Annotated in this window: 11 protein-coding genes; 4 read left to right on the plus strand and 7 right to left on the minus strand. The window is 41.3% G+C overall.

Translation table 11 applies throughout. The features are described from left to right. Both ABZB17_RS11075 and ggt read right to left on the minus strand, forming a co-directional pair. Positions 1–1284: TonB-dependent receptor plug domain-containing protein (locus ABZB17_RS11075; protein ID WP_372650220.1), on the minus strand; the 1284-nt coding region annotated here is incomplete at its 3' end. Between the two features lie 609 nt (positions 1285–1893). Continuing rightward, a complete protein-coding gene (gene ggt, locus ABZB17_RS11080; RefSeq protein WP_372650222.1) occupies positions 1894–3579 on the minus strand; it encodes a gamma-glutamyltransferase in 1686 nt (561 codons plus the stop codon). A gap of 128 nt (positions 3580–3707) precedes the next feature. Between ggt and ABZB17_RS11085 the strand changes: the two genes are divergently transcribed. After that, complete coding sequence (locus ABZB17_RS11085; protein ID WP_372650224.1) at positions 3708–6557, plus strand: PD-(D/E)XK nuclease family protein; 2850 nt, start codon at positions 3708–3710, stop codon at positions 6555–6557. A 66-nt stretch (positions 6558–6623) separates the two neighbouring features. Here the strand turns inward: ABZB17_RS11085 and ABZB17_RS11090 are convergent, their stop codons facing one another. Further along, the gene (locus tag ABZB17_RS11090) at positions 6624–7250 is read right to left on the minus strand and encodes a DUF2817 domain-containing protein (RefSeq protein ID WP_372650226.1); all 627 of its coding nucleotides are present in this window, start codon (positions 7248–7250) and stop codon (positions 6624–6626) included. 3 nt (positions 7251–7253) lie between these two features. Then, entirely contained in the window at positions 7254–7946 is a 693-nt protein-coding gene (gene trmD / locus ABZB17_RS11095; protein ID WP_163325167.1) for a tRNA (guanosine(37)-N1)-methyltransferase TrmD, read from the minus strand. Positions 7947–8467: 521 nt separating this feature from the next. Between trmD and ABZB17_RS11100 the strand changes: the two genes are divergently transcribed. Next, positions 8468–8914 carry an Hsp20/alpha crystallin family protein gene (locus tag ABZB17_RS11100; protein WP_372650228.1) on the plus strand — a complete coding sequence of 149 codons (447 nt, stop codon included), beginning with the start codon at positions 8468–8470 and terminating at the stop codon, positions 8912–8914. A gap of 210 nt (positions 8915–9124) precedes the next feature. Here ABZB17_RS11100 and ABZB17_RS11105 read toward each other — a convergent pair whose 3' ends face one another. From ABZB17_RS11105 to tnpA, 3 genes are all read right to left on the minus strand, one after another. Continuing rightward, positions 9125–10408 carry a PQQ-binding-like beta-propeller repeat protein gene (locus ABZB17_RS11105; protein WP_372650230.1) on the minus strand — a complete coding sequence of 428 codons (1284 nt, stop codon included), beginning with the start codon at positions 10406–10408 and terminating at the stop codon, positions 9125–9127. A 59-nt stretch (positions 10409–10467) separates the two neighbouring features. Further along, complete coding sequence (locus tag ABZB17_RS11110) at positions 10468–11181, minus strand: XRE family transcriptional regulator (RefSeq protein ID WP_372650232.1); 714 nt, start codon at positions 11179–11181, stop codon at positions 10468–10470. Between the two features lie 221 nt (positions 11182–11402). Next, positions 11403–11837, minus strand: coding sequence for an IS200/IS605 family transposase (gene tnpA / locus ABZB17_RS11115; RefSeq protein ID WP_372650234.1), 435 nt, complete (start codon positions 11835–11837; stop codon positions 11403–11405). A 171-nt stretch (positions 11838–12008) separates the two neighbouring features. On the opposite strand from tnpA, the gene dinB reads away from it, so the two are divergent. Then, entirely contained in the window at positions 12009–13223 is a 1215-nt protein-coding gene (dinB, locus tag ABZB17_RS11120; RefSeq protein ID WP_372650235.1) for a DNA polymerase IV, read from the plus strand. Positions 13224–13458: 235 nt separating this feature from the next. Continuing rightward, positions 13459–15941, plus strand: a 2483-nt coding sequence (locus tag ABZB17_RS11125; protein WP_372650236.1) for a DNA polymerase III subunit alpha, incomplete at its 3' end; no start/stop codon positions are given.

Genomic DNA, 15941 nt, shown 5'->3' on the forward strand with positions numbered 1-15941 from the left:
TTCTTCCGGATCAACATTTGGCAGAAGCGGAACTCGTTGCCCACCTTCAATCCAATGGCTCATATCGTTCGATCGTGGCCATCTCAGCAAACTAAGCATTGCACCTGTTCCTCCCGATCCGTATAAACCCGACCCGGTAAGCGTTTTGGTGGTTTGCGAATAAATATAATTGGTATTCATACCGATGGTAAACCAACCTTTTTTATGCTCGCCGTTAAAACGAACAGAGTTGGTTGCATATTCCGTTGTTGGTACAATGCCGTTCTGGTCCAGGCGGTGAACCGACATAAAATAGCTTCCGTTTTCTGTTCCACCCGAAATGCTTCCGGTTACATCGTAAGAAAATGCTGGTTCAAAGAAATCTTCCAGGTTGTTGTAAACAGTTCCGGTAAGCGGGGCTCCCCACGATGATGTTGTTCCATCGTCAAAAGCACCGTCGCTACCTTGGCCATACATGGCTTGTTGCTCAGGTAATTTGTTGTACGTGTCAACTTTAAATTTCGAGCTAACATTTACCTGCATTGCTCCGGCTTCACCTTTTTTAGTGGTAATTACAATGGCTCCGGCAGCTGCTTTCAAACCGTATAACGCAGCAGCAGCGGGGCCTTTAAGTACCGAAATCGACTCAATATCATCTGAGTTGATATCCATACCACGGTTACCGCTGTAGGTTGAAGTTGCACTCAAGCCAGCACCGTAATCAGCACTTACAGTACTGTTGTCGATTGGAATACCGTCGACAATAAACAGTGGTTGGTTGTCACCCGAGAGCGAGGTGCTACCACGAATAATAATTTGTGATGATGTACCTGCGCCACCACCTGAGTTGGTAACGTTAACACCGGCAATTTTACCATTTAAGGAGTTTACCAGGTTAGGCTGCTTAACTTTTACAAGCTCGTCGCCTGCAATTGCCTGAACGGCATAACCAAGGGCTTTGGTTTCTTTGCGGATACCCATTGCAGTTACCACTACTTCATCAACTTGTTCAGTAGATGGAGCAAGGAAAACTTCAAGAGTAGAAGAGGTGCCCACAAGAACCTCTTTCGATTCAAGTCCGATGTAAGAAACAACAAGTGTTGCCCCCTGTTCTACAGAAAGGGTAAATTCACCGTCAACATCTGTCACAGTTCCATTTGAAGTCCCTTTTTCCAGTACTGTTACTCCGGGGAGTAAATCATTGGTAGATTGTTCTCGTACGACACCACTAATGGTGCGTTTCTGCGCCGTTGCAAATAGTGTAACCGCGCTCATCAAGAAGATTGTGAATAAGAATCTTTTCATAGAGAATTATTTGTGTTATAAAAAGTAAATTGATTAACTCTTTAAATAAGTGTATTTCTGTTTGTCTTTGTCGATTTTTTTAGAACTTGGTTTATAACTAATTGATTATTGTTTTGTTGTTTTGATAGCATTTGGTTTTAGATTGCTCTAAAATTTAAACTCTGTGATTGAAATATTGGTAATATGGTGCAATATTGTGAAATATATCGAGAAATGACATCATATTGTATTATATATTATAAGTGTTAATAAAAATACTATTTTCAATTGAATAATCAATATGATAAAATACAGAACGTTTAAAGTAGTGAGGCTTTAATTTTGAATGTTCAGGTATTTTTATTTTTCCCTACAAATCAGAAACATACTGCTAATAAAGGGTTATAGAGGTATTCGGTTACTATGTTAGTTAAATGTAAAACGAATGTTAGAGGAATATTAATGTGATGAATTTTAATTTCATAAATAATTTATATGAAAATTAAATATGTAATACATATTTTCCATAAAACATAAAGAGTTAATCAGTAAGTTCACTAATTAGCTTCTTATGAAGTTGTTGAAGTAGTGTTTTTCAGACTACAATCTTCTTCTCTGTGTTGTGCTGTTTTAATAGCCGGCCGCCTGCCCGTCTTTTCTCGATTCAGATGCTCCATAATACACTTTATTTTCTTTGTCCCACATAATCGCCTGGTAGCCGCCGTAGGGTCCAAGTGCAAAACCAATGCGGTGTCCTTTGTTCATTAATTCGCGTATGGTTTGGTATTCAAAGCCACTTTCCAATGAAACGCGTCCGCCATCATTCATTTTCTCACCTGTTGGCTGGCTCGATCCGTCGTGGCTGATACGCGGAGCATCACCGGCTTCCTGCAGGTTCATGCCAAAATCGATCAGGTTGCAGACGATTTGTACATGCCCTTGTGGTTGCATGGCACCGCCCATTAATCCAAAACTAATATAAGGTTCGCCATCCTTGGTAATAAAGGCCGGGATAATGGTGTGGAACGGTCGTTTGTGTGGTTCGTAAACATTCATATGGCCTTCCTCAAGGGCAAATAATTCGCCACGGTCTTGCAGGATAAATCCCAGTTTCCCCGGAGTCATTCCCGATCCCATTCCACGGTAATTACTTTGTATTAGCGAAACCATGTTACCGTCTTTGTCGGCGGTTGTCAAATAAATGGTGTTGCCCTGTTCCAATTCGCCGGCAGGATAGGAGCGTGCTGCACGGTTTTCATTGATCAGTGCCGCTCTTTCTTTGCCGTATTCTTTTGAAATAAGTTCTTCGATGGGAAGATCATTAAAATCCATGTCGGAATAATATTTTGCTCGGTCTTCGTAGGCCAGCTTTTTGGCTTCAATAAAATGGTGCATGTATTCAGGAGAGCCAAATCCCATGCTGGCAATATCATAATTCTCCAGGATGTTTAACATCTGTAATACCGCTGTCCCTTGTCCGTTTGGAGGAAGCTCCCAAACATCGTAACCACGGTAGTTGGTAGAAATGGGTTCTACCCATTCCGAATGATGGTCTTCAAAGTCTTTCATGCTTAAAAAGCCACCTTGCTCGCGCACATATTCTACAATTTTCTCTGCTATTTTTCCTTTGTAAAATACATCTCGGCCCTGTTCTGCAATCAGTTTAAAAGTGTTTGCCAGGTATGGATTTTTGAATACTTCGCCTTTTTTAGGCGCTTTTCCATTGGGCATAAAAATCTCTTCAAAACCCGGATATTGACTTAAAAAGGCACTGCGTCCCCAGTAATACGCAATAAGTTCGGTTAACGGAAATCCGTTTTCGGCATAAGAAATGGCGGGATTCAGGATTTCTTTTATTGGCAGACTTCCAAATTTATTATGGAGTTCAAACCAGCCGTCAACACATCCTGGGACTGATACGGGCAGCGGTCCATGTGATGGAATTTTTTCGTAGCCATTTTCCTTAAAATATTCAAGCGTTAATTCATAAGGCGAACGGCCGCTGGCATTTAAACCATATAATTTTTTTGTCTTGGCATCCCAAACAATAGCAAACAAGTCGCCGCCCATACCATTTCCGGTTGGTTCAACTAAGCCTAAAACAGCATTGGCAGCAATGGCTGCGTCAATGGCATTTCCACCGGCTTTTAGTATGTCAAGCGCCGCCTGTGTGGCCAGAGGCTGGCTGGTGCACGCCATTCCGTTTTGCGCAATTACCTCGCTGCGGGTGGCAAAGTTGAGACCTGTTATGCGATCTTGTGCAAATACCTGAATGATTAAAACGATCGAGAAAAGTGACAGTGTAATTTTTTTCATGTTATGTAAGAATGATTTATACAATAGGTTTATTACGAATGCTCTAATTTAAGAAAATTTTATTGCATCAATTTCTTGTTTATTCAGGCTAAACTATGAACTTTAAGCCCTGAATGATGAACTGAAGTATGGAACGATTTCTCTCGCAATGCGCTAAATTTATTTATCAAAAACATCAAAACGAGTTAAAAGATCTGTGTGTGGTTTTTCCTAACCGAAGAGCCGGTGTTTTTTTTACTCATTATTTGCAGAAAACTGTTGATGGTGCGGCGATTGGTCCCAATACGACCACGATAAATGAATTGATGGCATCGTATTCGTCCATGCAAAAAGGCGAAAAGTTACAGCTGATTTCTTTGCTTTATGATGTATTTCTGAAGCATACTAAAACCACTGAAACCTTTGATGAATTCTACTTTTGGGGAGAAATTCTGCTGGCAGATTTTAATGATATCGATCGTTACCTGGTAAATGCCAAAGATCTGTTCACGAATGTTTCTGATCTGAAAGAAATCGAATCGGTTTTTGATTACCTCACCGACGAGCAGAAGAAAGCGCTGGAGCAGTTTTGGGGAAGTATGGCTGTTGCGGACAAAAAAGGGTTCAAAGAAAAATATATATCGATTTGGGATAAGCTGTATCCGGTTTATCAGGATTTTAAACAGCGACTGGCCGAAAAACAACTGGCTTACCCCGGAATGCAGGACAGGGAAGTGGCAGAGAATTTGGATGATGAAAAAAAGAGTTTTCCTTACAAAAAATATTATTTCATAGGATTGAATGCGCTGAACGCCTGCGAAAAGAGATTCTTTAAACATCTGCAAAGTTTGGGAAAGGCTGAGTTTTTATGGGATTACGATGATTCGTATCTCAACGATCAGCAAAATGAAGCTGGCTATTTCTTGCGAACAAATCTGCTGGAATTCCCACAGCCTGACGATTTTAAATTAGACGTAACATGTTTTAATCATCGGAAAAACATGAAAATGGTTGCTGTTTCGTCGGTTTACGGGCAGGCACAACAGATTCCTAATTTTCTGGATGAAACAAAAAAGTCGTACAAAAAAGAGTTTGACAATACCGCGATTGTGCTTGCCGATGAAAGTCTGCTGTTTTCGGCGCTGGGTTCCGTGCCGGCGAATATCGATAAGGTAAATGTTACTATGGGGTATTCGGTTCGAAATTCGGTGGTTTACGGCTTTTTAATGCTGCTGGTAACGCTGCTGAAAAACAAACGAAAAGAAGGCGATAATTTTGTGGCCTATTACCGACATGTAACTGATGTTTTAAATCATCAGTTGTTGGGTGAAACGGAAACCGAGGCTTGCAAAGCGTATATTAATAAGTTAAAAAACAACAACCGCATAACCGTTCCTTTGGCCGAAATTGAGTTCTCGCCATTACACCAACAAATATTTACGCTGCCGGAAAAAACGGCGGATTACAGTTCGTACTTCTTAAATGTACTTGCCGCATTTTATGGTCATTTAAAAGATAGTGAGATTGATAATGCTATGTTGCTGGAGCTTATCTATTCTATTTATCAGGCCATTGAAAAGCTAAAAGCTGTTGTTGATGATGTATTTAGTGAGCAGCAGCGCGAAATTAGTGAAGCGGTTTATTTCCGATTGTTTTCACAGTATCTCGGGCAGGTTTCTGTAGCTTTTGAAGGTGAACCGTTAAGTGGTATGCAGGTAATGGGAATTTTGGAAACCCGTTGTCTGGATTTTGAAAATCTGATCATTCTTGGGTTGAACGAAAATAAATGGCCACGAAAATTCACAGCACCGTCGTTTATTCCGTTTAATATTCGTTTGGGATTTGGATTACCGGGTATCGATGAACAGGATGCCATGTATGCCTATTATTTTTATCGTCTTGTCCAGCGGGCAAAAAATATTACGGCTACCTACAGTGTTGTGAAAGAAGGAATCGGAACAGGAGAACTCAGTCGCTATGGTTACCAGTTGCAATACGATTCGGTGCATAAACCGGCTATGTTGAACCTCGATTTTTCGTTTTCCAATGATCCTGTAGAGGAGATTCGCATAAAAAGTTCGAAAGAAACAGTGGCGAAGTTGCTGGCTAATAATTCGGAGGATCATCCGCTTTCACCAAGTGCAATTAATACCTATCTGAATTGTAAGTTGAAATTTTATTATCAGTATGTGGTTCGTTTGCCGGAGCCGGAGGAGGTAAAAGAGGAAATTGATGGCGTTGTTTTTGGAAATATTTTTCACGATACGCTGGAGGAGTTGTATAAACCGTATGTGGGCAGAGTCGTTGAGAAAAGTAATATCGAGAAAATTCAAAAAGACCGTGTGTGGCTGGAGAATGAAGTGACCAAACAGATTGCCATTCACTATTTGAAAAAGAAACTTCCGCTAAAAGGCGAAATAAAGCTGGAAGGTAAAACCTTGCTGATATTTGAGAATGCCATAACTTATTTGCGCCAACTTCTAAAAATTGATAAGGAAATGGCGCCATTTACCGTTGTTAGTCTGGAACAGCGCTACAAACGTTGGATACAAGCCGGCGATAATAAAATATGTGTTGGTGGTATGATTGACCGGGTTGACCGTGCTGATGGCGTAACCCGGGTGCTCGACTATAAAACCGGAAATGTAAAAACCACACGGTTTTCGAAAGTTGAAGATCTATTTGTACGTGATGCGAAAGATCCAAAAAAGGAAATTCTGCAGGCTTTGGTTTATTCATGGGGATTATCAACAGAAATCAATGCCACGGAAATACAGGCGGCTATTTATCCGTTACGCAGTTTATTTGCCGAGAATTTTACGGCGGCAGTACAAATGAATTACAAAGACTTTTTCTTTGACGAAGTAGCTGAAGAATTTGAAGCAGAGTTGTCGGGTTTAGTTGCTGAAATCTTTTCAGTAGACAATGAGTTTGCACAAACCGAGCACGATAAAAAGTGCGAGTATTGTGCTTATCGCGGTATTTGCAGAAGGTTTTGAGAAGCCTAGAGATTGAAGAGCGAAGCTTGAAGAGAGAGCCTGAAAACTGATTGCTGAGACTGTAAACTAATAAACGGCCAACCAGTCAAAAATCTTTTCTGTTTTGTTGTAAATACTTTCGTAATCTTCTTCATCGTCGTATTCCAGCGTGATGGTTGGAATGTTGCGTTCAATTCCGCAGTAAGTTCCAAACGATCCGGGAGTAGGGTATCCCAAGTCTGCAATTACAGGATAGTCACAAAATTCCGAAATTTTCGCCGCCAGTTCTTTTGCCGGGCCATCATAGTTTACACATTTTAATGGGGCATGAAGTGTAAGAATTATCTCTGGTTTTAACTTTTCAAGTAAATCGATCATTTGCTGAGTTGCGATTTCCGAAGCTGGTTGTTTTCCTGAATAGTTCTCATCTTTATCGGTTTCGATCCAATTTTTTGTCGGGTAGTTTCGGTTTAAATCCACACCATTATGGTTTCCGCGCACACCTCGTTCTTTGCCCCATGGATTCAGACAGGGAATAAAATTTAAGTGGTTATTGATATTTTCAAAGTTAGCGTTCTCGAGATATCTGTTGATTACATATTCGCCCTGAGGTTCTTCGCCATGAAAAACACCAATTATTAGTATTGTTTTAGCGGTTGTTTGTTTCGAGGGTATCTTAATTAATTCCATTGTGTTGGTTGTTGTATCGCTCATTGCTTATTCTTCTCCAAGATACTTTTTGTAAAGGTCGGGGCGTAACTTTTTAGTACGCTCAATGGCCTGATCGTGTTTCCAATCGTCAACCAGTTTGTCGTTTCCACTAAGCAAAACCTCCGGTACTTTCATCCCTTTGTATTCAGCCGGACGTGTATAAACCGGTGGACTTAGCAGGTGGTCCTGGAATGAGTCGGTGAGCGCGGATGTTTCGTCGGAAAGTACTCCTGGCAAAAGGCGAACAACAGCATCAGTAATTATTGCTGCGGCAAGTTCGCCACCGGTTAGCACAAAGTCTCCAACCGATATTTCTTTAGTGATGTAAGTGTCCCGAATTCGTTGGTCGATACCTTTATAATGTCCGCAAAGAATGATTAAATTTTGCTTTAGCGAGAGTTTATTGGCCTCCTGTTGATCAAAAACTCCTCCATCAGGTGTTGTGAAAATTATCTCATCATAATCGCGTTCGGCTTTTAATGTCTCAATCGCTTTTTCAATAGGTTGAATGGCCATTACCATACCTGCGCCCTTGCCAAACGAATAGTCGTCAACTCGTCTGTGTTTGTCTTCCGAATAATCGCGTAAATTATGAATATGTATTTCTGCCAGCCCTTTATCCTGTGCCCGCTTAATGATTGAATGACTAAACGGACTTTCAATAATTTCCGGCAAAACTGTTATAATATCAATCCTCATTTCTGGAAAAATTTTGCGCAAAGGTAATAACCTGAATTCAATTCTAAAATATTCTCACAGAAAGTCATAATTGCGTCAGGTTTGTATTTTAATTTTTGCAGGAATAACGGGTTATTTCAAAAAAAATAAAATGTATAGATGGCGTAAGAAGGACTTTCCTTACAGGCTTTGCTCTTTTAGCCATAAACTTCCACCAATTCTCTTGAATTATCACTATAGTACTTCGAAAACCGGTGGAAGTTTCTGACTAAAAATAGCTAAAGCTGTGACTTATTTTAGAATTGAACTCAGGTTAATAATATTTTCAGCTTTGATTGCTGTTGATTATATATCCATAAAACTACACATTCTGCCATATTTGCATTATTGAATCACAAAATCGGCCACTATGGCATTGTTTCAGAGATCGAAAATGACAAGATAGGTAGGAAAAGTTTGTTGGAACAGGAATTGATTTATGGCATGCAGTAATTTGAAAACAAAATTTTAAACAAGAATTTAAAATATTAGGAGGAAAAGTCATGAATTTAGTAAGATTTGAAAATCCACGTTACAACGTAAACAGAACTTTAGTTGATGAATTATTCAACAATTTCCTGAGAAACGATTACCACGAAAACTATGTGAATAAATGTGGTACATCGCCTGCAACCAACATTTTTGAAACAGAAAAAGAATTTAAGATCGAAGTGTTGTTACCAGGTTTCGTAAAAGAAGATCTTCAGTTGAATGTTCACAAAAATGTATTGACTGTTAAGGTTGAAAAAGAAGAAAAAGAAAACAACGAGGTTTATAAATATGCACACCGCGAGTTTGGTGCAAAAAATTTCGAAAAGAAATATCGCTTGCCAAAATCGGTTGATGCTGAAAAGATTAGCGCAAAATTTGAAAATGGAATTTTAAACATTGAACTTCCGAAAAAAGAAGAAGCGCTTGAAAAAGAGCCCGTTGAAATTAAAGTTTCATAATTGTTTTAGAGAGTAAGGTTATAACGCAGAAGCCTGTTTTTGTTGAAATACGAAAGCAGGCTTTTTTTTATGCCGCTGATTTTCGGTTTACCATGTTGTTAATCATAAGGTTTCACCGGTTGTTCTTTTACTTTTTGCAATATCAAACAAAAATGGCGGGAACTTGAATTGATAAGTTTCCGCCATTTTTTTATGGTATGGCCTATCTAATTATTCCTCAAAACAATACAAGCTTTCAAATCCTCTTAAAATAAGTTGGTTATCAACAAATACCGGCGATGCATGGAAGTCGTCATCAAGTTCGTTTGAGGCCAGGATTTCAAAATCCTCACCGGCTTTAATAACTAAACAGATTCCTTTCGCGGCAATGTAAATTTTACCGTCGGCCCCCGAAGGAGATGAAAAAATTGTGCTTATTCCTTCCAGTCTTTCTTTGGAGTAAAGAACACTTCCGTCTTTCGCATCAAGACAGGTCATAACTCCATTGTTTGCACGCAAAAAGTAAAGTTTTCCATCCATTAGCAGCGCACATGGCGTATAGGGTGTATCCTGGTTATATTCCCATATTATTGCGTCAGTTCCGGTGATATCGCCACTGGCTTTTGTTAAATCTATTGCCTGCAGAGCTGCTCCTCTAAAGCCACTCGTTACATACAACATGTAATTTTCAACCATTGGTACCGGTATTACATTGCCGGTCATTCCGGTTGACGACCATAAAACGTTTCCGTTCTCATAATCGTAGCTCCGAATTGCTGTTGTTGCACTGGTTATTACCTGAGTTTTTCCGTTGGCCTCCACAACAAAAGGTGTCGACCAGCTGGTGGGTTCGTCGCGTTCCATTTTCCAAATGTCGTTCCCGTTTTTTTTATCAACACAATATATCCACGAGTCACCTTCGTGGTCCCATTGTACAAAAAGCCTGTCTTTGTAAAGGTATGGCGATGCACCATCACCAAAGTTCATGCGTTTTTCCATTGTTCCGAAATCGCGTTTCCAGATAATATTCCCTTCGAAATCAAGGCAGTACAGTCCGAACGATCCGAAGTAGGCATAAATCATCTCGCCATCGGTACAGGGTGAATTCGAGGCCCAGCTGCTTAATTCATGAATTTTGCCTTGAGGAAGATCAGTGGCAACCGTTTTTTCCCAGATGATGCTACCATCGTTTCGGTTCACCAGAACTACGTTAAAATTGTGATCGACATTAGGTGAAACTTGCGGATCGACAGACGAATCGGTTGGAACAGCGGTTAAAATTATGATCTTGTCCTCGTAAACAATAGGAGTGGCGTTTCCTCTGCCCGGTATTGCGGTTTTCCATTTCATGTTTTTGGTTTCGCTAAAATCAACCGGTGGATTTGCTTTTACAGCTACACCGTTGCCCAGCGGGCCGCGCCATTGCATCCAGTTATCGTCGGCCTGATTTTGTGCCTTACCCGTTGAAACAGCAAAAAGAAAAAGAAGAGAAAATAGAATGAACTGAGATTTCATGGTAAAAATTTTTGGTTTATTTTGATTTTGACTGAAAATACACTTTTTAGTTTAAAACCCTAATCGTTTTCTACTTCAAAACTGTTTACGGTTTCAAATTGCCAGATTTCCATCACCTGCGAAACCGGAATTTCGTAAGGCGAATAATTCCGGTTTAACGAAACAAGTAAGAATTTTTTGTCTTTTAATTGTTTGTAAACCAGCTTAAAAACTACACCATCATCCTGTGTCACAACAATGCAGGCTTTGCCATCTTTTATGCTGCTCCAGTCTTCTGTAAACGAACAGGTTACCCACGAGCCTTCTTTTATAGGCAGCATCGAGTCGCCCTGAATCTGGAAAGTGCGGTATGTTTTGTCTTCCGGCAGAAACGGAAGTTTGAATTTTGGTAGCGACGCAATAAAATCCAAATCGCCGTAACTGTTGGTATAACCTGCCTGTGCCTTTACCGGAACCATTTCAATGTTTTCTTTGCCTTCTTTATCTATAGAGATTGTCAGTAGCCGAAGCTTCCGGCCGGTAACATCCACATCAAATCCTTTTTCAATTTGCGAAAGTTGTTCTTCCGACAAAACTTCCAGCCGGTATTTTATCAGTGCATCGAGCGATACATTAAAGTACTCTGATATTTTTATAAGCACCGGAAAAGGTGGTTGCACATTTTTCTCGTACCCGGAAAGGGTAGTGCGTGTTAATCCCAGCTCTGTTGCCAGATCCATTTGCGACTTGTTGCGCCGTTTACGTAGAAATTTTAGATTGTTTGCGAAATGCATAGTTTATTGTTTTGCACCGTGGCTTTAGCCCGGTGGTTTTGAATAATTTGCGATATAGGCTTTAGCCGTTAATTCTTTCGAAAATTAAAGGCTAAAGCCATTTACAGTTGTGTATTCCGTAGTCACCGGGCTAAAGCCGCGGTGTAAAAGCAGTTTCATTATAACATTTTGTTTTGCGCCATGCTTTAGCTTGGCGATAATAATTGGCAATAAAACAGGCTTTAGCCTTTAAAAACTTTAAAGCCATAAATTTTAATGAACTCCTGATATTCTTCATCCCAGGTTTTCTTTTTATGGTGGCTTTCTTGTGTTTGAATATAATTTATAACTCTCTCTATTTGTGATTCACTCACACTCACTGCAAAGTATTCTTTTTGCCAGCTCAGCTTTGTATGATTAGTTATATTCTTATTAAAACAGAAGGATGATTCCCCTTTTATTAATTGCATAATTTTCTCAATGGTTTGATCATTCTTTAATCGAAAAAGACAATGTACATGATTGTTGTACCCTCCAACAGCTTCTATTAGTATCTCTTTTTCCATAGCATTTTTATGAATGTGCTCAAAAAGAATCTTTCTGTTCTCTTCTGAAATTATTGGTTCCCGGTTTTTTACTGCCCAGACAGCATGAATCCATATTTTAACGTACGACATAATAAAATATTAAAGGCTAAAGCAATTCTGTATTGTGTCTCATAATCACCGGGCTAAAGCCACAGTGCAAAAGAAGTTCTCTTTTTGAACTTCGGTCTTCATACTTTTATTTCCAAATGTAATAAAAATTGACTAAATTATAGTCGAAAAATTGACGAAAATATCGACATTTTGAATCGAAATATTGTACATATTGATCTGGACACTTTTTTTGTGTCGTGTGAAAGGCTGATGAACCGCGAGTTGATCGGTAAGCCGGTGTTGGTTGGAGGCACCAGCGGACGGGGAGTGGTGGCGGCCTGCAGTTACGAAGCGCGGCAATACGGCGTACATTCGGCCATGCCCATGCAAATGGCGCGCCGGCTTTGTCCCGAGGCCATTGTGGTAAAAGGAAACAGCTCCATTTACAGCAAATTCTCCGATGAGATAACCGATATTATTAAAGAGGAAGCACCGCTTTACGAAAAATCATCCATCGACGAGTTTTATATCGATGTAAGCGGAATGGATAAATTTTACGGCTGCTACAAATGGGCGCAGGAGTTGCGCCAGCGCATTATCGATCAAACACATTTACCTATTTCTTTCGGACTGTCAACCAATAAGACGGTGTCGAAAGTAGCTACGGGCGAGATAAAACCCAATAATTTTCAGCAGATTGAATACGGGCATGAAAAAGAGTTTCTGGCACCGTTGCCGGTGAAAAAAATCCCGATGGTGGGCGATCAGACTTACAAAATGCTGCTGAGCATGGGAATCCGTTATGTGAAAACCATCCAGGAGATGCCTATCGAGCTGATGGACAAAGTGATGGGAAAGAACGGGATTGTGCTGTGGAAAAAGGCGCAGGGAATCGATAATTCGTTGGTAGAACCGTATCACGAGCGGAAATCCATTTCATCGTCGCTGACTTTCGAAAAAGATACCATTGATGTGCAGGCGCTGAAAAACCTGCTGCTGGCCATGGCCGAAAAACTGGCTTTTTACCTGCGCAACGGAAACAAACTAACGTCGTGTGTTACGGTAACCGTGCGTTATTCCGATTTTGATACCCGCACCCGGCAAAAGCGCATTTCCTACACCTCGCTCGATCATACGCTAATTCAAACCACCATGGAGCTTTTTGATCAGTTGTACACACGTCGGGTTTTGGTGCGTCTGGTGGGCGTTCGTTTTAGCCATTTGGTGGGGGGAAGTTACCAGATGAAATTATTTGAAGACGATACTAAACTGATAAACCTGTACCAGCGCATGGATAAGATCCGGAATCGTTTTGGGCAAAATGCCGTGCAACGGGCCTCAACCATGGGAACACGTGGTATCGGACAAATGACGAACCCGTTTAACGGCCAGCCACCTGTAATTCCGGCACACAGGAGGATGTGATGAGAAGCAGGGAGCACGAAGATAGAAGACAGAAGTTGGATGCTGGATATTTTTGATACTGGATTCTGGATGAGATTGATGAAGATGAATTGATTGAAATGATTGATTTTGGGCACAAGTACCCTTCGACTACGCTCAGGATGACACTTGCAGTTTTTGCATATTGTCATTTTGCCGATTGCCTATTTTTTTGATGAGATTGATTTTGCCTATTGCCTACTGAAAATTGCTTATTATGTTACTAAACAGCCACACATACTACAGTTATAAATTCGGAACGCTTTCTATTGATGAGCTAATTGATGAAGCGATTGGGAAAGGTTACAATTCGCTGGTACTGACGGATATTAACAATACTTCGGCTACCATCGATTTTATCCGTCGCTGCGAAGGAAAAGATCTGCGTCCGGTTGTAGGCATCGATTTCAGAAATGGCGCACAGCAGCAATACATCGGCATTGCACGAAATAACAGTGGTTTTCAGAAGCTGAACGAGCACCTGACGATGCATTTGCACGAGGAGGCTGATTTTGCGGAACGAGCTCCGGAAATGGAGGATGTGTATTTTATTTATCCGGTTGGGAAAGTACATCCAAAACTGTTGCGTGAGAATGAATTTATCGGGGTAAAACCAACACAGATCAGCAAAATATTTGGCGACCTACGCAACCACCGGGAAAAACTGCTTGTGTTGCAGCCGGTCACTTTTCGTAATAAACGCGACTTTAATATCCACCGGCTTTTGCGCACGATGGACAACAATACGTTGTTGAGCCGTCTGCCCAAAAGTGAAGAAGCGAGTCCGGATGAGATAATGTTTCCGCAGGAAAAAATCAGGGACGTATTTCGCGATTTTCCGGATATTATTGAAAATACGCAACGTCTGATTAACAGTTGCTCCATTCATTTTACCTTCAAAAAAGCCAAAAACAAAAAGTGTTTTACCAACTCGCCCGAAGAAGATTTTGAATTGTTGACAAAGTTGGCGAACAAAGGGTTGAAATATCGTTTTGGCAGTCCTTCGGAAGCTGTGGTGGCGCGAATGGAGAAAGAGCTGGCGGTGATTCGTCAGATGGATTTTGCCTCGTATTTTCTCATCAATTGGGACCTGGTGGAGTACGCCCGCCGCGAAGGTTGTTATTATGTGGGGCGGGGAAGTGGTGCCAACAGTATGGTGGCTTACCTGCTGCGAATTACCGATGTCGATCCCATTGAGCTCGACCTGTATTTCGAGCGTTTTATTAATCCTTCGCGGCAAAGTCCGCCCGATTTTGACATTGATTTTGCTTCGCGCGACCGCGATCATATTACGCGCTACATTTTCGACCGGCATGGCTGGGATCACACAGCGCTGGTGGGAACTTACATTACATTTCAGTACAAATCGGTAGTTCGCGAGTTAGGAAAGGTGTTTGGTTTGCCAGCGCATGAAATTGAGAAATTGCAAAAGGTAAAAGATTTTGGTAGTCTTGATGAAATCAGTCGGCTGGTGTTGCAGTACAGCAAACTCATCCACGGTTTTCCGAGCCATTTGAGTGTGCACTCCAGCGGGATATTGATTTCCGAAGAGCCGATCAGTACCTATTCGGCAACCATTATGCCGCCCAAAGGTTTCCCTACTGTTCATTTTAGTATGCTTGAAGCTGAAGACATTGGTTTTGCCAAATTCGATATTCTGGGGCAGCGTGGTTTGAGTAAAATTCAGGATGCCATTCAGCTGGTACAGGAAAATGCAGGTGCTGAAATTGACATTCACGACCTAAAAACGTTTAAGGAAGATCCACAAATAAAAGAGCTCCTGAAGCGTGGAAATACCATCGGGTGTTTTTATGTGGAATCGCCGGCCATGCGTATGTTGTTGACTCAGCTGGAGGCCGACGATTACCTGCGTTTGGTGGCAGCTAGCTCCATTATTCGCCCGGGTGTGGCACAAAGCGGAATGATGCGCGAGTATATTCTGCGTTACCGCGACCGCAGTCGTTGTGTGGCTGCCAAAGCCGAGGCTCCGGAACTTTACCAACTGCTGGAAGAAACCTTCGGCGTGATGGTTTACCAGGAAGATGTGATAAAAGTAGCGCATCTTTTTGCCGGTCTCACACTGGCCGAGTCGGATATTTTGCGCCGCGGTATGTCGTGGAAATTTAAACAACGCAACGAGTTTGGAAAGATCAAGGATAAATTCTTCTCCAACTGTGCCGAACGCGGTTATGCCCACGATTTGGTAAAACGCGTATGGGAGCAGATCGAGAGTTTTGCCAATTACGCTTTTTCCAAGGGGCACTCGGCCTCGTATGCGGTAGAGAGTTTTCAGGCGCTGTTTATAAAGGCCTACTATCCGCTGGAGTATATTGTGGCCACCATCAATAACGGCGGTGGTTTTTACCGCACCGAATTGTATGTGCACGAGGCACGCATGCACGGGGCAACGATTTTCCCGCCCTGTGTTAACCGCAGCGAAATGCAGACCGTGATTGATGGAAAAGTGATTCATCTTGGCCTGGGATTTTTAAAAAGCCTCGAAACGAATACGATAAATGCGGTTTTGAACGAGCGTTACCGTGGTGGTTATTACCAGAGTTTGCAGGATTTCCTGGAGCGTATACCCATTTCGCTGGAGCAGCTGAGTATTTTGATCCGGATTGGCGCCTTTAATTTTACCCGCAAATCGAAAAAGGAATTGCTGTGGAATGCACATTTTATTCTGTCGAAATCGAAAAA

The organism is Draconibacterium sp. (genome assembly GCF_041583095.1).
GTDB lineage: Bacteria > Bacteroidota > Bacteroidia > Bacteroidales > Prolixibacteraceae > Draconibacterium.